Here is an 18,980-nt window from a genome sequence, read left to right on the forward strand (position 1 = left end):
ACAAGACCACCAATCATCGCACTGTATAAGAATTTTTCAAAGGGATACAAGCGATACTTCGGACGGACGGCGACGCGACGTGCGATATCTTCCGTCTTCCGTGGTTCCTGAACAGGTTGTTGACGAACGGGTTGAACCGTTTGGACCGATTTACGAAGTGGTTCTGCCATTGGAATGCTCCTCTCAAGATTCTTTCATTTTTTCAGCGATTCGTAATTTTGCCGATCGAGCGCGACGATTATCATCTAGCTCTTCGACACCAGCTGTAATCGGCTTGCGTGTGACGAGTCGGAGTTCGGGCTCCATCTCGACCGGTATCATCGGCAAGCCCGGTGGAAGCTCGGGTAGTGATGATTTTTCTTTGATCGCTTGTTTACACATGCGATCTTCAAGTGAATGGAACGTAATGACACATAAACGTCCACCAACCCGTAATACATCAATTGCTTGGTGTACCGCACGGTCAAAGACGTTCAATTCGTCATTGACGGCAATTCGGATCGCTTGGAACGTCCGTTTCGCGGGGTGACCACCTTTACGTCGTGCTGGTGCTGGAATCGCATCCTTGATCAATTCGACGAGTTCGAACGTCGTCTCAATCGGTTGCTCTTCTCGTGCTTTTTCGATTTTACGTGCAATTTGTTTTGAGAACTTCTCTTCCCCGTATGTAAAGAAGATACGTACGAGATCATTATAAGACCATTCATTGACGACTTCATAGGCAGAAAGTGGAGAAGATTGATCCATGCGCATGTCGAGACGTGCGTCGTGATTGTAACTAAATCCCCGTTCCCCTTCGTCTAATTGTGGTGAAGAGACACCGAGATCAAATAAGATGCCGTCTACTTTCTCGACGCCATGTGCTGCTAATTGCTCTTTTAGATAAGCAAAATTACTCTTTATTAAAGTAAAGCGACCTTCATACGCCGCGAGACGTTCTGCTGCATGAGCGAGGGCGACATCATCTTGATCAAATGCGTATAGATGACCTGTCGTCAGTTGTTTGACGATCTCTTCGCTATGTCCTGCTCCACCTAATGTACAATCGACGTAAATACCGTCGGGTTTAATCGCGAGTCCTTCGATTGACTCCCATTTCAATACCGTTTCATGCTCAAACATGTCCTGCCTCACCTTTCACTGTCCTTGAAGGACGTTACTCTTTTTCAATGTATCACATTCTCTCATGAAAACGTTACGAAAATGAGACAGTTTCCTTGATTTATTTAACTTTTGTGTAATTTTCGCTAAAAAATCAAAAAAACCTGCTTGTTTCAGCAGGTTTAAAGGAAAATTTTCAGTTGTTCAGCCGCATTTGCCTCATAAGCGTTCCTTAAGTCCCGAACAAAATCAGGACCATGATGATTCAACCACGGTAAGATGGAGTGAATCCTTTCTTGTGGCGCTCCATCCGGTAGCAAATGATAGGCCGTTTCTTTATACTGTCGCGTCTGTCGATCAAATTGCCGCCGATCTTCTGCTAATAAACTAGCAATCGATTGTTCGAGTTGTTTCTTGATTTTCTCACTCTTACTCGAAGTTCGCAGTAGCTGATGTTCGAGCGAAAGAAATTCGGAGACGAAGCTATCTTTCAGCATCGTTGCCGTCTGCAGGCGCCCTGTCATCTGCTCTTCCGAATAGACGGGAATCGGAACGCCTGACCGGACGATTTCTTCGAGCGACACGTCAAGTTTCATAAGCCGTTTTTCATCGCTACGACGCACGAGTAATCCGCCCATACGAGGGATCAATAACGGCATCGTCCACTTCAGATGATGAAACAGTGGACGTAAGCGCGTCCAGTAAGCTAATTCTCCCGGTCCACCAATGTAGGCAAGCGTTGGGAACAGATAATCCTGCATTAATGGTCGGGTCACGACACTGTTTGAGAATCGTTCCGGACTGGCGTACAGTAACGCGATTAATTCAAGTTCTGTATACTGCTTCCCTTGTTTCGTCTCAAATCCGCTTGCTGTCGGATAAAGCAACTGACGACCGTGATCATCGATGAAAAGATGCGCGGCCTCCTCGTTCAAAAATGTGTCGGGTAATTCTTTTGTCTGTGTTATTCCGTCCGTCAATGCCTGTCTGAATTCCGCATTGTCTTGAATCAACCGTTCAAAAAACGGAATCTCGAGTTCACGGACAGGGTGTGTATCAGCATCAAAGAAGACGATATCGAAATCGATCAATTCGCCGATTAATTGTGAAAAAAACATGCCATACGATGTACATTCTTCAACGAGTTGTTTCAGCCGCGCAACTAATCGTTTCGTGTGGATCGTCTCCGGCATCGCCCGGAACGTTTCTTCAATGATTTCTAGAAGTGCCGGCTGATCAAAAGACAAGCGACTGACCGAGCGGGCAATCGTTTCCGCAGGGGCGACTGCGATTTTTCGCGTTTGAAAATCTGCTGTCGGAACATAAACATGATTGATCTCATCAAAATCGTGATCTTCGGTCGCGAGCCAAAAAATCGGAACGACAGGGCGATCAAGTGTCGCTTCCGCCTGCTGCGCGACCTTAAGACAGGTCAACAGTTTATAGATGGCATATAATGGTCCGCCAAAGATGCCGGTTTGTTGCCCTGTGACCACAGCTTGTGCCTCACCTGTACGAAGTTTCGCGACACGCTCCCGCAATCGCTCCGTCATATTTGGATTTTGGCGTTCGAGTTCGTCCGTTAGCGCCGCAAGATGCGGATAGTGACGCTCTTCAAGTAAGCGGCTTCTCGACGCTAAACCACTCGTTCCGAGGTGATCGACATATGTTAAGAATTCTTCTCGTGAAGCACGATGCATCAGCGAGTTGTCATCATATAAGGCTTCAAATGGTTGTACCTTCAAACAAAATCCCTTCTTTCTTACCTAACTCGTCAGCTGATGAACAGTTGACGTATACCGAGCACGAATAACACGAAATGAACGGGTAACGCTAGCAAGATGATGATCCGCCAACTGTGCCGAATCATTTGTCTTAAATCGACATCAAGTTGCCGAATCCGTTGCCAGAGCGCGTTCAACGCAAACACTACCAACACGACGATGACGATCCATCCTAAGTAATTTGTTCCGGTCAAGGCAATCAATGCGACATGAATGGCATATAGAACAATGAATGTCCCAACGTCGAGTGCGAATCGGACTGCCTTCCCGTGTTTTCGAAACAGAAGTAAAAAGATGAGATACAACGCAAGTAGGCTGAATAAAGGAAAAATGATGAAAACCGTCACTGCGGACCCTCCCTCTGTTTGATCTGTTCATAATAAAAAGATAAACGTGGCGTCGCAGTCGTCGCCTGACGTAACGCGTATCCAAGTATCGGTTCCACTTCTGTTTGGCGTCCTTGCTCAAGATCTCGTAACATCGAAGAACGATTTTTACTCGTGTTCTCCATGATTCGCTCGATTTCGGAATAAGTAATGCTATGATTCGGAAAAATCGTCTGCATTTCGTCAAATAATTGACGTGCTTCTTGTCGATAAGGCATTTCTAACAAGGATCCATTCTCAACACCGTAATATGCCGTCACTGGATTGATGACGACGTTGATGAACAGTTTCGTCAATAAGACCGCTTCCATATCCGACTCGAATTCAAAACGGAGCTGTATTGACGACAAGTTCGAAATTTCTTGATTTCCGTAGCGGATGCGTCCTTGTCCAGTATGCCTGACTTCAAACGGCGCAGTGCGCATGGCTCCATGTTCGACGACACCGAATAAGACTTGCGGCAATTGCTCTTTCCATTTCAAATGATCCATTCCATTTTGCAGGAACATGACGGGACACGTCAGCCGTTTGAGGAATGGAATCACACTTTTTATATCATACGACTTTGTCGCTACAAACACCAAGTCTTCTGACTCGAGTCGATCAATCTTCCGGATTCGTACAAGTCGACTTGCCTGTCCATCGCGAATGATCGAACGTTCCTCTTCTTGTTCTTGTCGAGTATAGAGCGTGACTGCATGCTCTTCCGATAAATAAGAGGCAAGCAATAAACCGATGGCTCCCGCGCCAATGATTCCAACGTTCATCTTCATCATTTCCCCTTTCATGAAAAAAGCGACCCCAAAACCGATTTCTCGATTCGAAGGTCGCTTTTATACCGATCAATCAGCTTACTTGCTGACGATTTCTTTACCTTTGTACGAGCCACATGCTTTACAAACACGGTGTGAAAGTTTCATTTCACCACAGTTTGGGCACTCGACCATACCTGGTACACGGAGTTTGAAATGAGTACGGCGAAGACGTTTGCGTGTTTTCGACGTTCTGCGGAATGGTACTGCCATCGTTGTCCACCTCCTTGAAAAAATACACTCGCCTTTACTTCAGAAATCAGGAATCCTGATCTTTTTTAAAGAACTGAGCGAGACCCGCGAGTCGCGGATCGATTTTTGGTTCGGTTTCCTCTGGATCCTCTTCAGAAAGAATCGTCCAGCCTTCCCCCTCAACCAACTGATTCTCTTCATCATCCCCATGCACTTGCACTGGCACATGAAGTAAAATCAATTCTTGCACGAGCGGTCGAAGATCGACCGTATTCCCGATCGGCACGTTGATGTCATCTGCTTCGTTCGAAACAGCATCAACCTCGAGCAGGAATGGCTCGATGGATTCAATCTCGAATGGATAAGCGACGTCATTTAGCGTCCGGGCATCCGGAAGCGTCATTTCGCCGGTAATCCGGAGATTGAATATTAATTGATTCGATGTAAACGATGCATTTGCACGAACGTGCACAGGTTGCACCGCCCGGATATCCGGATGGAGGGCGACTAGCTCATTGAGCTCGATCGTCTCGTTAACCTGAAGTTGACCCAGATTGCGCAATTTATTCAATTGCATCAGGGACCATTTCATCCGAATCACCTCAATTGCAACAATATGAATTATAGAGAGGACATCTTGTTTTGTCAATGTTTTTTCTTTACACTGAAATCGCTAGAGAACGAACACTTTTGGACGTCTTTATCCATATTACCGCACTTAATTCGGTTTGCAAAGGAGAAAGTTTTCATGAGGATGACAGCTATCATTTCAGAGTACAATCCGTTTCATAATGGACACTATTATCAAGCGACGACAGCACGACGGGAAACGGATGCCGACGTCATCGTCGCCATCATGAGCGGGACGTTCATGCAACGTGGTGAGCCCGCTTTTACAGACAAATGGACACGTGCTCAAGCAGCAGTCGCAAGTGGTGCCGTTGATCTCGTTCTTGAACTCCCCTTTTATTTTGCCGTCCAACGCGCAGATCGGTTTGCGCTCGGTGGGGTGACGATCGCTGAGACGATTGGTTGTGAGTCACTTTCGTTCGGAAGCGAATGTGGAGACATCCATCCCTTTTTGCATGCGGCATCGGAACAAATTGAAGAGACTCTTGCATATAAGCAAGCGTTACGTGACGGATTAACAGCTGGTCTTTCTTCTGCTCACGCTGCTAGTCAAGCGTTCAAGAGTGTCTCACAGACGCTTGATTTGACACAACCGAACAATACACTTGGTTATTATTATGCTCGCGCCGCGAAGACCGTTTCGCTTCATACAACCAAACGAATTGGAAGTGGCTACCACGACTTATCCACCGGGAACATCATGAGCGCCACTGCGATACGCGCCCATTACCAGACGCACGGTCAGCTGCTCGCACTTCCCGAACAGACGGAGGACGTCCTTACAAACGCTTCTTTCGCTCATTTTTCGCACTATTATCCATGGATTCGACAACGTCTACTAACGACTCCAGTACCCGAGTTGATGCGAATCGCTGGGATCGACGCTTCGTTAGCACCACGACTCGTCGAAGGGGCTAAACAAGCAACGACATTCGAGACCTTTCTGAATCACGTCAAAACACGTCGTTATACGCGTACAAGCCTGCAGCGTGCCATTGTCTATCTGTTGACCTCAACGACAGCAGAGGAGGTCGCACGGATTGATTATGATCATGTTGATTTCATTCGCCCCCTCGCTTTTTCAGAACAAGGACGACTGGCACTTAAGAGCATCAAAACGCGTGTCCCTGTTTTAAGTACGTTCACGAGCCATCCTTGGCTAACAAAAGAAAGCCAAGTGACAGCTGCATACGCACTGCCCTTGGCTCGCTACGACGCGTTACTCGAACACCGTCGTTTTCCTTATTTCGCTGGAAGTTCTTTTAAATAATCAATCGCATCTTCAACTGTCTTGATCGGAACGAGCTTCATGTTCGTTCCGAGTTTTTTGATGGATGGTTTTGCTTCTTTGTAGTTCTCTCCTGCTGGTACGAACATGATCTCTGCTTCTGCCTCGTCAGCAGCGACTACCTTTTGCCACGCACCACCGATCGGTCCAACTTTACCGCCTTCTTCAATCGTTCCTGTACCGGCAATCTTATGTCCTTTCGCCAAATCACCCGGCGTCAATTGATCATAGATTTCAAGCGTGAACATCATTCCTGCAGAAGGACCACCGACATCCTCGATCTGAAACTTAATAGCGGGGTCTGTCGTTACGTTTGAGATCGGTAATGGTTCATAAATACCAAGTCCGACACGTTTGACTTCTTTCGACAACTGATCCACTCGAATTGTCGTCTTCTTGATTTCCGATTTACGCATGAACTGAATTGGAACGACTGTTTTTGCTTTTTTCGATTGAATCGTCTTCATGAAGCCATCAAATGACGTAATCGATTTCCCATCAACGCCCGTGATCCGGTCTCCAGCTTTCAGTTTCCCTTCGGCTGGACCACCTGGAATGACACCCGACACATAGACTCCTTTAAAGTCGATATCGACCTTTTTATCAGCTAATTCATAGGCCTCGATTGTCGCATTATGTTGTGCTTCTTCCATGTATAGTTTCTGACGTGTTTCATACTGTGCGTCTGACTCTCCGTCGTACAAATAATCACTTACGCTCGACGTTTCGGAAAACGGTAGGAAGAGGCTTTCTACGAGGAAGTATGGGGTTGCTCGACGTTGGGCGATCGTCAGCATCATCAAATCGCCTGGCTCCTTGTCGCCCCCAGACACATCAATCAAATCTTCAGTCGATGTCGCATCACCTGGATAGGAGATGAAATACGGAAGTGGCACGAAAAACACGAGCAAGGCAGCAATGACCGCTGCTAAGGCCGGTTTCCAAGCTTTCATCGCAGTTCTCCTCTCGTATATCTCTGACGTAGCGCCTCTTCGACGGAAGATGGCACGAGATCAACGACGGAAGCACCGTATTTGGCCGCTTCCTTGACGATCGAAGAACTTAAGAAGGAATACTGATTATTCGTCATCATGAATAGTGTCTCGATTTGATCGTTCATCTTTTTGTTGATGGATGCGACCTGCATTTCATACTCAAAGTCCGAGACCGCCCGTAGACCACGGACGATCGCGGTTGCGCCGACTTCCGCTGCGTAATCGACGAGCAAACCATTGAAGGAATCGACCTTGATATGTGGTAGATGCGACGTCACATCTGCAATCAACTCCATCCGTTCCTCCACAGAAAAGAGCGGTTGCTTCGAAGAATTGTTCAATACGGCAACGATGATCTCATCAAAAATCGGAACAGCCCGTTCAATGATGTCTAAATGTCCGTTCGTGATTGGATCAAAGCTCCCTGGGCAAATGGCGATTCGTTTCATACGTGGTCTTCCTCCGCTTCCATGAATTCATATAACGTGATTGAGATGACAGCGGAATAACGAAGTCGACGAACGACCTCTAGCCGTCCGATCCGGTCCGGTAATACAACAGCAGAGTCATGTTCACACACGATGACACCATTGTCTGTCAGCATGTCGTGTTGCTCTATGTACGTGACGTGTTCCGTCAATCGTTCTTTTGCATAGGGAGGGTCTAAATAAATCAATTTAAATGGCTTTTCGGAGGCAAGTTCCGTCAAGGCGATCGTAACGTCTTTTTTCAACACACGTGCTTGATCCGTGTAGTGCGTCGTCTGCAAGTTATCTTGAATGGTCTGAATGGCTTTATGGTGTTGGTCGACGAATACCGCCTCATCGCATCCTCTCGAAAGAGACTCGATGCCAAGACCACCACTACCCGCAAACAGATCAAGCGCTCGTCCTCCATTGAAATAGGGACCGATGACGTTGAACAACGATTCTTTTACTTTATCCGTCGTCGGTCGTGTCTGATCCCCTGGTACTGCTTTTAGCCGCGTTCCTTTCCGTTCCCCTGAAATGACTCGCATTTCCTTCATTCCTTTCAACAAAGAAGCGACGAGGATGTCCTCATCGCTCCTTGGATTATGCTTCTTCTTGCATTTTACCTTTTTTATTCGCGAACGTCTCCGTGATGAACGGTCGTTCTGAACGTTTGATCGATTCGACGAACGGAAGAGTCGAAATGACTTCCATCACCTGTTCATGCTGATCTAAATCGACATACAGATGCACGTATCGTTCACGTTTAGACGTAAAGTAGACGTTCCCGTAACGGCGTAATTGACGGGATGCTTTCATCGCATTGACATAGACGATGAGTCCCACTCGTTCCTTGATCACGCCAGCCTACCCCCTTCATCTTCATTATCCGCTACAACTGCAACTTCCACCGGTCGAACAGCCTCCGGCACATCCTTGGTCAAAGAATGGATTCCCCGTTGGTACTTTGATTTGCGGTGATACTTCACCAGCGAGTTTCAGACTAATTTGTCCAAGTAGCGTCTCGAGTTGTTTTTCTGCTTTTTTAAACTGCGCGACTTCCTCTTGTAGATCAAGTCGACGTTTGACTTCATGGACCTTTTTTGTGATCGTCTGATAGTCCGGATGGTACCGTCCAAATCGTTGCACGAGTTCGTAATCTTCTTTGACTTGATGAAAGTCTCGAATGACGGACTGTGCCTCCACTGACTCTTGCTGTGCTTGTTTCGCACATCTATATGCTTGCCCCGTTTCACTTTGAGCGAGAGATCGAATGAGGTCTTCCGCTGCGTTGATGAGGTCAATCGTCTTATCGGTATATATCACAACGAATCTCCTCCTTAACTTTACCATCTTATCATAACATTTCTCTCCCTCCTAGCCCGTTGAATTGTGTATAATTTGTTCAGAAGGAAGGAATGAACTTTATGCAACTGCTCTCTTTTAATATGTTCCGGACGATTGGAATCAAGACGGAACATGCCAAATCAGATTATCACTTTGATTCCTTGAAAAAGATTGAACAGGCGGATGTCGTCTTGTTCCCGGAATACTGGCAAATCCACTCGATCATCTATGGAATGAAGAAGCCGATTTTTCCATCTGCTGCTACGTTCCACCTAGGTCATGACAAGATTGAGATGACTCGGATTTTTCAGACCGTCATTCCGGATAATATCCCTCGAACAGGCATCTACGGGAAAAATGAGTTCACGGTCGATCGAGTCTTACGTGAATTTTCGTTTCCGTTCGTCGCTAAGACAGTCCGTAGCTCGATGGGGCAAGGTGTCCATCTCATCAAAAACGAAGCGGACTGGAAGAAATACACGGATACCCACGAGACGTTCTACATCCAAGAGTACATTCCGAACGAAAAGGATTTACGTGTCGTCGTCGTCGGTGATCAAGTCCTCGCTGCGTATTGGCGCGTCGGTGGTGCACAGTTCTTAAATAACGTTGCTCAAGGTGGCGTCCTTGATTTCGATGATGTGCCACAAGGTGCAATTGATTTCGTGCTCGCGCTTGCGAAACAGCTTGATATCGATCACGCTGGTTTTGATCTTATCATCCGCGACGGACAATGGTACGTTCTCGAGTTCAACGTCTTCTTTGGTGGTGAAGGACTTAATCACCTCGGCATTCATGCACCAGATACGATCCTTGAGTACGTTGAACGAAAATACGGAAGTTCATGAATTCTTCAAAATGACTTCACAACTTTTACGTCATCGTTTCATTCATTATGGTATGATAGTTTGGAAAGACTAGTATCTACTAGCAAACTGGGGTATAGGGGGATTCAAACATGAAGTTTGAACAATATGGCATCGAAGGCAAGGAACTGAAGTTCGGTCTTCTTGAAACAATTATGGATCATCACCGTTTCGTTCGCGAAGGACAATGGGATTACGAACGTGCGATGTACGACATGAAATACGAAAAACAATCAACAGGCGAAGTATTCTATCTCCGTGTTCCTGTCTATGCGATCCAAGGCGAGATTGAAGACCGCCATGCTGTCGTCCGTATGATGACACCACTTCTAGGGAAACACTACTATCCACACGGTGTCGAGTATGATGAGACGTTCCCTCCGGAAATCGTCAAGGACTGCGAACGTCGTTTAGCAGCATTGCTCGAAACACTCGAAAAATAAGATCCACACGTAGAGGTTCCAAATTAAGGAGCCTCTATTTTTTGTTCTTCATTCCAAACAAAAAAGCTAACGACCTCGCATCATCCACGAAATCATTAGCTGTTCTGTCCACCTGATTGTTATTCTTTAATACGCGCGAAACCGCTTTTAACGCGCGACGAATTGTACATAAGATACGACATCGTCTCCGAGCTGAATCCCAAGCTGCTCGCGTACATGAAGATAAAGCGCGTGAAGTGACGTTGCCGGTGCATTGACCTTTACGCTAAATGCAATCTCTTCCCGGTCCATCCGTTTGATCCGGGAGTGATGGATTCCATAATCCTCGATCGCACAAGCAAGTAATTCCTCGATGGCTTGAATAGAGACGGTAACATCTCCTTGCAAGTACTCTTCATAAGTCATCTACCTTCACTCCTTTGCTAATTGTGTGACCGAAGACATGACCTCTTCTAAGTCGACCGGTTCATCCGGCGTCTTCGCCATCGAAGAGATCGCCCGTACTTTATTCTCACGGTCCAAAATGAACATTTGTGTTCCGTGAGTCACTAAGCCACTCTCAGCTTTTGAGTAATAGAAATTCAACTGACGTGTCAGACGATCGATGACGACTGGATCTCCCGTCAATACTTTCCATCCTTTAGCATCCGCTTCAAAGTTCGAAGCATACTTTTTCAGGACTTTCGGTGTATCCACTTTTGGATCAACCGTCACAGCGACGAGTTCGACGTCATTTCCGTATAACTCTTCACTCCGAAGCTTCTTCTCAAGCTTTCGGTAATCATTCAATGTCAGCGGACAAATATCAGGACAGTTCGAGTAGAAGAACGTCAACACTTTGACTTTTCCGTCTTCTGAATTGAATGATTTTCCGTCTACGGCATTCGTTAATTCAAATGGCGTCGGTTCAGCGATGACAGGTAACTTTTCTTTCATGAAGAAATAATAATATCCCCCGGCTGCCGCAACTAAGATGAGGACGACGGCAGCGACCGTCAAGTAACTGTTCTTTTTCAAGTTGGCTCCCCCTTAATGACTCCAGATCGCCCGGAATACGTTCGTCGTCTCACCCGGATCGTAGACGACATATAATAAGCAATACACGATCACACCGGTGATGGCCGTCAAAAACCAAATGATCGAAGCAACTGGTCCGATTTTACGGTGACGTGCAAAGTTCTTCTTATACGCGTGATAGAGTGCCATCAAACCGAGCACCCCACCTGATGTCGCAAGAAGGATGTGGAAGATCAAGAATCCTGTGTAGTAGGCTTTGACAGACTCTGGACCGCCAAAGGCTGTGTTGCCGAGCAGAATCGTCCGCAAGGCATACATGATGAAGAATAATAAAGCGAGTGCAGCTGCAATCGTCATCACGGTTTGGTGAGCTTTCATGTTACGACGCGTTTGGGCGATCAAAAACCAGCCAATCGCTACGAAAATCGCACTGATGACAATCAGCGATACACAAATCAACGGCAAATAAATCATGTTCCAACTTCCTCCAATTTAATCCGCTTTTGGTGTGAAGGACATGCCTTCATCCACGGCAGTACTTTTTGAACGGCGCACCCATGTAAAGAAGGTCAGTCCGAAGAATAGACCATACACGAGTTCTTGACCGAGCTTCATGAGGACACCACCAAAGCGTTGGTCCTCTAATAAGTCATCTGTCGTTCCGAGCAATCGTTCCAGGTTCAATCCGCTTAAATCATTGTTAGGCATACAGTAAGCGAGTACTTTCGCGAACGTCGCCGGATCCTGATACGCTTGATACTGAAAACTTTGACTGAAGATCATGAAGGCACAGGCAGGTGTCAACAACACACCGTTCGCGACGATATAGACCATCTTCTTCAGGTCAGACAAACTATCGTTTTCGTTGACGGGTGCAATGATCGGATACCACATCGTCATGCTCAAGAAAATAAGTGTTCCATGGAACAGACGGTGAACGGTATAGTTCGTCAGGACATAATCAAAAATAAATGGCATATGATAAAACGTAAACAAGGCATTAAAGACGACGAGTGCAATCAACGGCTTGACGAAGAAACGAAGAATCCTCCCAAGATACGGTATATTGAACAAGCGCTTATAAAGCCACTCTGGTAGTGCAATCAACAAGAGCGGCGGTGCGACCATATAGACGAATACCATCTGCAGCATGTGTGCTGAGAACGTGATATGTGCTAGCAGGTCTAACGGACTTCCAAAACCGATGTAAAAAACGATCAATGCCGCGAGCATCGAAAACTTTTGCCCAAGCGTTGTTTCCGGCTCGTCCGGACGACGCAGCTTTTCTGTCACGACAGCATATAGGATATACAATCCAACGAGTATCAACGCATAATACGGACTCCATAAGACAGTCCATTCGAATTGCGAAAGTGCTCCCCTTAAATTGCCTAACATATTTCTTCACCCCGTTCCTTTCTCTTACAAACTAAGATTACCGTTCCCCTATTTCATTGTAAAGGTTTCTCATAAAACGATTCCAAAATAAAAGACCATCCTGCTAAACGTTAGCAGAATGGTCACATTTCTTACCAGATCAACAGACGGAGTGTCGCGACGATCGTCAAGGCGACGAAGATGCCAAGACCCATCATGACTTTGATCCATGTGTTGCCTTTATTGTTCATATGCATGAACATGTAAAGCTGAAGGTAAACCTGAACGATTGCCATGATGATCAGGAAGCCACCAGCTGCCCAGTGCGGCATGAGATCAGCCATGACAGCACCGAAAGCGATGAGCGTCAAGAAAATCATGAGTGCGAAACTGATGAGTTGCAGTTGTGTCTCACGACCACGTTCTGCTTTCATCTCAAGCTCGATTTGATTGCGCGTAAGTTGCGGTTCGTGTTTTTCCATCTTATTTCACCATCCCCATGAGGTAGACGACTGAGAAGATAAAGACCCAGACGACGTCAATGAAGTGCCAGTAAAGACTTGAAACATAGTACTTCGGCGCATTCACGACCGTGATGCCACGGTTCCAGTTGCGGATGAGCAATGTCGAGATCCAAAGAAGACCGAATAAGACGTGCGCACCGTGGAAACCGACGAGAGTGTAGAAGGCAGAACCAAATGCACTCGACGTGAATGTATGACCGATGTGGTAGTAGTGATTGAACTCATAAATCTCACCCGCTAAGAATGCTAGTCCAAGAACAAGTGTGATAATCAACCACATTTTCATCTTCTTGACATCATTACGTTTCATCGCCATCATCGCAAGAACACTTGTCAACGAACTTGTCAAGAGGAGCATCGTCATGATGAAGACGAGACCCATTTCGAAGATGTCATAACTGCGTAGACCTTCTTTAGCACCGGAGTTATGAAGTCCGATGTATGTTCCGAAGAGAGAGGCGAACAAAGTCGTCTCTCCTCCAAGGAAGAACCAGAAGGCTACATATTTATTCTTACCCTCAAGTGTTGCTTTTTCAACATGATCCGGAATACCCGTGATCGGGTTGTTTGGTACTGAATGATGACCCATCTTACTTCGCCTCCTTTTCTGCTTCAAGGCGTAGATCTTCTTCGACGACTGATTTCGGGATGTAGTATCCTTCATCGTCGATCCAAGAACGGAAGAACATCGCGATGAATGTCATCGCAAGACCGATCAAGGCAATGACCAGACCGACAGTACCGTAATCTAGACGAAGAATGAATCCAAGACCTGCAAGGAACAGACCGACTGACATAACGAACGGCAAGATCGAGTTGTTCGGCATGTGGATATCACCGACTTCTTCCGAAACAGAGACTGTTTTGTTACCTGCCATTTTTTCGAGCCAGTACGTATCTAAACCTTTGACGAGTGGAATTTGTGCGAAGTTGTATTCTGGAGTTGGAACAGGAAGTGTCCACTCAAGCGTACGTCCATCGCCCCATACGTCGCGTTTTACATATTCTTTTGACATCAATGCGGCAACGATCGAGATGACGAGAATGATCGTCGACACACCCATGAAGGCTGCACCGATTGAAGAAAGTAAGTTCATTGTTTCCCAGCCTTGGTTTGGCAAGTACGTGAAGACACGACGTGGCATACCTGTAAGACCAAGAATATGTTGTGGGAAGAATGTCAAATGGAAGCCGATGAAGAACAACCAGAATTGAATTTTACCCCAGAACTCGTTGAGTTGTTTCCCGAACATGAGTGGGAACCAGTAGTAAAGACCTGCGAAGAGACCAAAGACGACCCCACCAACGATAACGTAGTGGAAGTGGGCAACGACGAAATAACTGTCGTGGTACTGATAATCGGCAGGTGCTACTGAAAGCATGACCCCTGTCATACCACCAACAAGGAATGATGGAATGAAGGCGACCGAATAAAGCATCGCGACTGGGAACGTCAACTTCCCGCCCCATAGCGTAAAGAGCCAGTTGAAGATCTTGACCCCTGTCGGTACAGCGATCGCCATCGTCGCTACTGCGAAGATCGCGTTCGCAACCGGACCGAGACCGACTGTGAACATGTGGTGAACCCATACCATGAATCCGAGGAAACCGATCAACATCGTCGCAAAGACCATCGTCGTGTATCCGAAGAGACGTTTACGAGCAAAGGTAGGGATGATTTCAGAGAAGATACCGAATGCCGGTAAAATCAAGATGTAAACTTCCGGGTGACCGAAGATCCAGAAGAGGTGTTCCCAGATGACGATGTTCCCGCCCGCTGCCGGGTCAAAGAAATGCGCTCCGAAGAGTCGCTCGAACGTCAAGAGGAACAATCCAACCGTAAGTGGTGGGAATGCGAAAACGATCAAGGCAGAAGCAACGAATGCTGTCCATGTGAAGAGCGGCATCCGCATCAGTTTCATACCTGGTGCACGCATGTTCAAAATCGTAACGAGGAAGTTGATCCCCCCCATGAGTGTACCGAAACCAGAAATCTGTAACCCGAGTGAGTAGAAGTCAACACCGAGCGACTCTGGTACTGTCGAGAGTGGTGCGTAAGCTGTCCACCCTGCGTTTGGCGCAGCGCCGAAGAACCATGAAAGGTTCAGTAAGACTCCACCAAAGAAGAACAACCAAAAACCAAGTGCATTTAAGAATGGGAACGCAACATCGCGTGCTCCGATTTGAAGCGGTACTGCTGCGTTCATGTAACCGATCAACATCGGCATCGCTGCCAAGAAGATCATCGTCGTACCGTGCATCGTGATCAATTGGTTAAAAAGTTCACCGCTGACGAAATCGTTCATCGGTTTAATCAATTGAAAACGAATCATTAGGGCTTCTACGCCACCAACTAGAAGGAAGAACAATCCAGAGATGATGTAGAGAATCCCGATTTTCTTATGGTCGACTGTCGTTAGCCAGTCCATGATGCCGCTTTTTTTCTGCGGCATACCCATAGTATGTGTCCCCACTATGATTCCCCCTTAAAAAATTATTGGAGCTTTTTGTCCAATAGATAATCTGCCAATTCGCTCAATTCTTCATCGCTGATCTTATCTTCAGAGAATCCAGGCATTTTTGTACCTTGTTTCTCTTTTTGTGGATCGCGAATCCATTTTTCGAGGTTTTCTTTATCATGCTTGAGGTAACCCGCGATACGCTGACGATCACCGAAGTTCGTCAAGCTAGGTGCGACTTTCCCGCCGCCATGACAGCTGAGACAGTTCTGGGCGTAGACTTGCTCACCAGTCGTCCAGTTCTTTTCATTCTTTTTATCAAGCTGTTTTGTTTCTGCTTCTTTTGCAGATTTCATGTCTTTCAACCATTTGTCGTAGTCATCCTGCTCCATCGCAACGACTTTAAAGTCCATCAATGCGTGAGAAGGACCACACAACTCGGCACATTTACCGTAGTACGTGCCTGCTTCTTTTGCTTGTAACCACATTTCGTTATCAAGACCTGGGTTTGTATCTGTCTTACCAGAAAGAGCCGGTACCCAGAATGAGTGAATGACGTCTTTAGACGTCAAGTTAACCGCAACACGTTTACCGACTGGGATGACAAGTTCTTGTCCTGTCGAAACACCTTTGTCTGGATATTCGAATTCCCACCAGTAAAGGTTCGCTGTAACGTTGATTTGTTCGTTTTTCTTCGCTTCTTTTGCATCCGCAAGTTCAACCGTTGTTTTGATCGTCGGAATTGCAAGAACGATCAAGAGAAGGATCGGAATAACTGTCCAGATGATTTCAAGCGTGTGGTTCCCTTCGACTTGCTTCGGAACCGTGTTATCACCTGATTTACGACGGAATTTCATAAGTACGTAAATATAAATGACGGCTACGATCGCAAGGACGAACAACATGACCCACAAGCTAAGCTTGATGATCTCAAGTTGCATTTCAGCGCCTTCTCCGCGAGGCTGTAGCGCAGACAATTCCGGAATTCCACAACCTGATAACATGAGTGCCATCAAGCCGATTGGAAGAAGCCGGAAGAGCATTTTTACTGATTTTTTCACAACCATCCCCACTTTCTTTGTCCCCAATTTTGTCTTTCGTAATGGTGTACGTGAATTATGTCAAATCGTTTTAGAAAGAAACGAGTACGACCGTCACGATCCAAGCCGTGAAATAAAACAGTGAGAAGAAGAACATCTTCGACGCCCATTTGATTTCGGCTTGTTCATCTTGGATCTTCAGACCTTTCAGTCCCATATAGAGCCAATATCCACCGAGCAATGCCATGACGATCATGTAGATGATGCCATAGTGTGCTAAGAGGAGTGATGATGGAATAAGTACTGCAATCCACCATACAATTTGTCGTTTCGTGATCGCGAATCCGTTTACGACAGGTAACATCGGGATACCTGCTGCCCGATACTCCTCTGTCCGTCGCATCGCGAGTGCGAGGAAATGTGGTGGTTGCCACACGAACATGATGAGGAATAAAATCCACGCATCAATGTGAAGCGTCGGAGTGACTGCCGCAAATCCAATGATTGGTGGCACAGCTCCTGATATACCACCTACGACTGTATTGATCGTGTGTGTTCGCTTTAACCACATCGTATAAATCACGACGTAAACGAATGATCCGATCAATCCGAAAACTGCCGCCACATGGTTGACGATCAACAACAATACCGTACCGGTCGCAAGAATCCCGAGTCCTAGCGCGAGTATTCGCTGTCCATCCATCTTCCCAGTAACGCTTGGTCTTCCCATCGTCCGTTCCATCTTATAATCGATGTCCCGGTCAATGTAGTTATTGAGGTAGCAACTTCCGGCAATGACTAATCCACTCCCGAGAAGCGTCCACAGTAACATCCACTTGGTTTGCCATAGATACAATAGGACATCATCCGTTATGTACGATGCCGCTACGACATACCCTGCGAAGACCGTAATCAGATTGGCACGGACGATCCCCATTTTTGCTAGGGTGACATAGTCCTTGAATGTGGGCTGATCCGCCTGCTCGATTGCCATATCCAGTGCCTCTCCAGTAACTTTCGCCATGCTGTTCCCTCCTTTTCACCATCTGCTTCCGTGTAGCACCTAGGCTTCACGTAATTTCTTCACAGAAATAACACAGACATGCCACGAAACGCCCTTTTCTCTATAAAAGATACCACATATTTAGGACCGTGACGTATGAAAATACTTTCGACATAATGAACAAAATGTGAAATCTATGTGATTTTCATCACAGTTCACCATATTTACCTAATACTAGAATAGCGTTGTTCTAAAAGATTGCAAGCGTTTCGAGACTTTTTATGCGATACTAGTCCTATGGAAATCCATGTATTTCGTATTTTTTAGAAAGGTGGTGTCCAAATCTTGAATCGAAAGCTTTCGATGTTTTCAGCCTTCGTCACGTTTACGATGATGATCGTCTTGCTGATGGGTGGGACAGTCACAAAAACGGACTCGGGAGATGGCTGCGGAACAGATTGGCCACTCTGTCATGGGGAACTCATCCCGACGAACCCAAGTGTTGAAACGATGATTGAATATAGTCACCGCGCTGTGACCGGAGTCGTTGGACTCCTAATCATCGCCTTATGTCTCTGGACGCTCGTTGCCTTTAAGGATCGATTAGATACGAAGATTTTTGCATTTCTTGCCTTCATCTTCATGTTGATTCAATCCCTCGTCGGAGCAGGAGCTGTCGTTTGGCAACAATCAGATCTCGTCATGGCGTTACATTTTGGTATCTCCTTGATTTCCTTTGCTGCCTTATTGATTTTAACGATATTGATCATGGAGCGTCCTGGTCAGGAATTCAGGGAATCTGTCCCAGCATTCTTGCGGAAGCTCTTGTACGGTCTGCTCGTCTACACGCTGATCGTCGTCTATACTGGTGCTTACGTTCGCCATGTTGGCGCTACATATGCGTGTGTGGGTTGGCCCGTTTGTTCCCAACCGTCGATGACGTTCGAAGCCTGGGTCCAAATGATTCACCGAATCATGGCTGGGCTATTATTCCTCTACACGTTGTTCGTTCATATTACAGCCATTCGCTTAAAACACCGGACGACGAAAATCGGCATGGCATTCGCGACGTTCTTCATCTCGTGTCAAGTTGCTACAGGTGCTTGGATCGTTCTCGGTGGACATGCAACATATGTACCGTTACTGCACGCCTTCTTGATTACGTGTTATTTCGGTGTCTTATCCTACTTGACGTATCATGCATTCCGAACACGTAAAGCAAATAGCCGTCTTCAATAAGGTCGTA

General features: G+C 46.4%; 24 protein-coding genes. 4 read left to right on the top strand and 20 right to left on the bottom strand.

Annotation, left to right across the window (positions count from 1 at the left end):
* Positions 1-183 precede the first annotated feature (183 nt).
* The 6 genes from rsmH to B4F99_RS15090 form a co-directional block, all read right to left on the bottom strand.
* Positions 184-1,122 (bottom strand): 16S rRNA (cytosine(1402)-N(4))-methyltransferase RsmH, encoded by a 939-nt coding sequence (rsmH, locus tag B4F99_RS15065; protein WP_056062348.1) that lies wholly within the window; start codon positions 1,120-1,122, stop codon positions 184-186.
* 161 nt (positions 1,123-1,283) lie between these two features.
* Entirely contained in the window at positions 1,284-2,846 is a 1,563-nt protein-coding gene (gene bshC, locus B4F99_RS15070; RefSeq protein ID WP_290759380.1) for a bacillithiol biosynthesis cysteine-adding enzyme BshC, read from the bottom strand.
* A 29-nt stretch (positions 2,847-2,875) separates the two neighbouring features.
* The gene (locus tag B4F99_RS15075) at positions 2,876-3,232 is read right to left on the bottom strand and encodes a DUF3397 family protein (RefSeq protein ID WP_035406782.1); all 357 of its coding nucleotides are present in this window, start codon (positions 3,230-3,232) and stop codon (positions 2,876-2,878) included.
* Complete coding sequence (locus B4F99_RS15080) at positions 3,229-4,038, bottom strand: ketopantoate reductase family protein (protein WP_035409503.1); 810 nt, start codon at positions 4,036-4,038, stop codon at positions 3,229-3,231. The genes B4F99_RS15075 and B4F99_RS15080 overlap by 4 nt, the downstream gene beginning before the upstream one ends.
* 84 nt (positions 4,039-4,122) lie before the next feature.
* On the bottom strand, positions 4,123-4,296 hold the full coding sequence (rpmF, locus tag B4F99_RS15085; protein ID WP_012370841.1) for a 50S ribosomal protein L32: 174 nt from the start codon (positions 4,294-4,296) through the stop codon (positions 4,123-4,125).
* Between the two features lie 46 nt (positions 4,297-4,342).
* Positions 4,343-4,867, bottom strand: a complete 525-nt coding sequence (locus tag B4F99_RS15090) for a YceD family protein (RefSeq protein WP_023468813.1) — start codon at positions 4,865-4,867, stop codon at positions 4,343-4,345.
* A 156-nt stretch (positions 4,868-5,023) separates the two neighbouring features.
* On the opposite strand from B4F99_RS15090, the gene B4F99_RS15095 reads away from it, so the two are divergent.
* Positions 5,024-6,175 (top strand): tRNA(Met) cytidine acetate ligase, encoded by a 1,152-nt coding sequence (locus B4F99_RS15095; RefSeq protein WP_290759383.1) that lies wholly within the window; start codon positions 5,024-5,026, stop codon positions 6,173-6,175.
* Here the strand turns inward: B4F99_RS15095 and B4F99_RS15100 are convergent.
* The 5 genes from B4F99_RS15100 to B4F99_RS15120 are packed head-to-tail and all read right to left on the bottom strand — an operon-like array spanning position 6,148 to position 8,984.
* Complete coding sequence (locus B4F99_RS15100; RefSeq protein WP_290759386.1) at positions 6,148-7,146, bottom strand: SepM family pheromone-processing serine protease; 999 nt, start codon at positions 7,144-7,146, stop codon at positions 6,148-6,150. The two genes, B4F99_RS15095 and B4F99_RS15100, sit on opposite strands and share 28 nt — an antisense overlap.
* The gene (coaD, locus tag B4F99_RS15105) at positions 7,143-7,637 is read right to left on the bottom strand and encodes a pantetheine-phosphate adenylyltransferase (protein ID WP_056062364.1); all 495 of its coding nucleotides are present in this window, start codon (positions 7,635-7,637) and stop codon (positions 7,143-7,145) included. The genes B4F99_RS15100 and coaD overlap by 4 nt, the downstream gene beginning before the upstream one ends.
* On the bottom strand, positions 7,634-8,215 hold the full coding sequence (rsmD, locus tag B4F99_RS15110; protein WP_081780349.1) for a 16S rRNA (guanine(966)-N(2))-methyltransferase RsmD: 582 nt from the start codon (positions 8,213-8,215) through the stop codon (positions 7,634-7,636). The genes coaD and rsmD overlap by 4 nt, the downstream gene beginning before the upstream one ends.
* A gap of 46 nt (positions 8,216-8,261) precedes the next feature.
* Positions 8,262-8,519 (bottom strand): YlbG family protein, encoded by a 258-nt coding sequence (locus B4F99_RS15115; protein WP_035406768.1) that lies wholly within the window; start codon positions 8,517-8,519, stop codon positions 8,262-8,264.
* A gap of 24 nt (positions 8,520-8,543) precedes the next feature.
* Positions 8,544-8,984: a YlbF family regulator gene (locus B4F99_RS15120; protein ID WP_035406766.1), complete on the bottom strand. Its 441-nt coding sequence runs from the start codon at positions 8,982-8,984 to the stop codon at positions 8,544-8,546.
* Between the two features lie 92 nt (positions 8,985-9,076).
* Between B4F99_RS15120 and B4F99_RS15125 the strand changes: the two genes are divergently transcribed.
* Positions 9,077-9,853, top strand: coding sequence for an ATP-grasp domain-containing protein (locus B4F99_RS15125; RefSeq protein ID WP_035406763.1), 777 nt, complete (start codon positions 9,077-9,079; stop codon positions 9,851-9,853).
* A gap of 110 nt (positions 9,854-9,963) precedes the next feature.
* Positions 9,964-10,314 (top strand): YugN family protein, encoded by a 351-nt coding sequence (locus tag B4F99_RS15130; protein ID WP_035406760.1) that lies wholly within the window; start codon positions 9,964-9,966, stop codon positions 10,312-10,314.
* A 147-nt stretch (positions 10,315-10,461) separates the two neighbouring features.
* On the opposite strand, the gene B4F99_RS15135 is transcribed toward B4F99_RS15130, so the two are convergent.
* The 9 genes from B4F99_RS15135 to cyoE form a co-directional block, all read right to left on the bottom strand.
* Entirely contained in the window at positions 10,462-10,719 is a 258-nt protein-coding gene (locus B4F99_RS15135; RefSeq protein ID WP_214854629.1) for a hypothetical protein, read from the bottom strand.
* A 6-nt stretch (positions 10,720-10,725) separates the two neighbouring features.
* The gene (locus B4F99_RS15140; protein WP_050677540.1) at positions 10,726-11,331 is read right to left on the bottom strand and encodes an SCO family protein; all 606 of its coding nucleotides are present in this window, start codon (positions 11,329-11,331) and stop codon (positions 10,726-10,728) included.
* 12 nt (positions 11,332-11,343) lie between these two features.
* Entirely contained in the window at positions 11,344-11,805 is a 462-nt protein-coding gene (locus B4F99_RS15145) for a DUF420 domain-containing protein (protein ID WP_214854631.1), read from the bottom strand.
* A gap of 18 nt (positions 11,806-11,823) precedes the next feature.
* Positions 11,824-12,729 (bottom strand): cytochrome c oxidase assembly factor CtaG, encoded by a 906-nt coding sequence (gene ctaG, locus B4F99_RS15150; RefSeq protein WP_214854632.1) that lies wholly within the window; start codon positions 12,727-12,729, stop codon positions 11,824-11,826.
* A gap of 131 nt (positions 12,730-12,860) precedes the next feature.
* Positions 12,861-13,190: a cytochrome C oxidase subunit IV family protein gene (locus tag B4F99_RS15155; RefSeq protein ID WP_029342160.1), complete on the bottom strand. Its 330-nt coding sequence runs from the start codon at positions 13,188-13,190 to the stop codon at positions 12,861-12,863.
* 1 nt (position 13,191) lies between these two features.
* Positions 13,192-13,821, bottom strand: coding sequence for a cytochrome (ubi)quinol oxidase subunit III (locus B4F99_RS15160; RefSeq protein WP_029342161.1), 630 nt, complete (start codon positions 13,819-13,821; stop codon positions 13,192-13,194).
* A gap of 1 nt (position 13,822) precedes the next feature.
* Positions 13,823-15,691, bottom strand: coding sequence for a cytochrome c oxidase subunit I (ctaD, locus tag B4F99_RS15165; protein ID WP_052018991.1), 1,869 nt, complete (start codon positions 15,689-15,691; stop codon positions 13,823-13,825).
* Positions 15,692-15,726: 35 nt separating this feature from the next.
* A complete protein-coding gene (coxB, locus tag B4F99_RS15170) occupies positions 15,727-16,758 on the bottom strand; it encodes a cytochrome c oxidase subunit II (protein ID WP_081780348.1) in 1,032 nt (343 codons plus the stop codon).
* A gap of 64 nt (positions 16,759-16,822) precedes the next feature.
* Complete coding sequence (gene cyoE, locus B4F99_RS15175) at positions 16,823-17,755, bottom strand: heme o synthase (protein WP_214854635.1); 933 nt, start codon at positions 17,753-17,755, stop codon at positions 16,823-16,825.
* A gap of 324 nt (positions 17,756-18,079) precedes the next feature.
* Between cyoE and B4F99_RS15180 the strand changes: the two genes are divergently transcribed.
* Positions 18,080-18,973 carry a COX15/CtaA family protein gene (locus tag B4F99_RS15180; protein ID WP_214854636.1) on the top strand — a complete coding sequence of 298 codons (894 nt, stop codon included), beginning with the start codon at positions 18,080-18,082 and terminating at the stop codon, positions 18,971-18,973.
* Positions 18,974-18,980: the final 7 nt, after the last annotated feature.

The organism is Exiguobacterium sp. UBA3491, from assembly GCF_002377745.1.
In the GTDB taxonomy this organism is placed as follows: domain Bacteria; phylum Bacillota; class Bacilli; order Exiguobacteriales; family Exiguobacteriaceae; genus Exiguobacterium_A.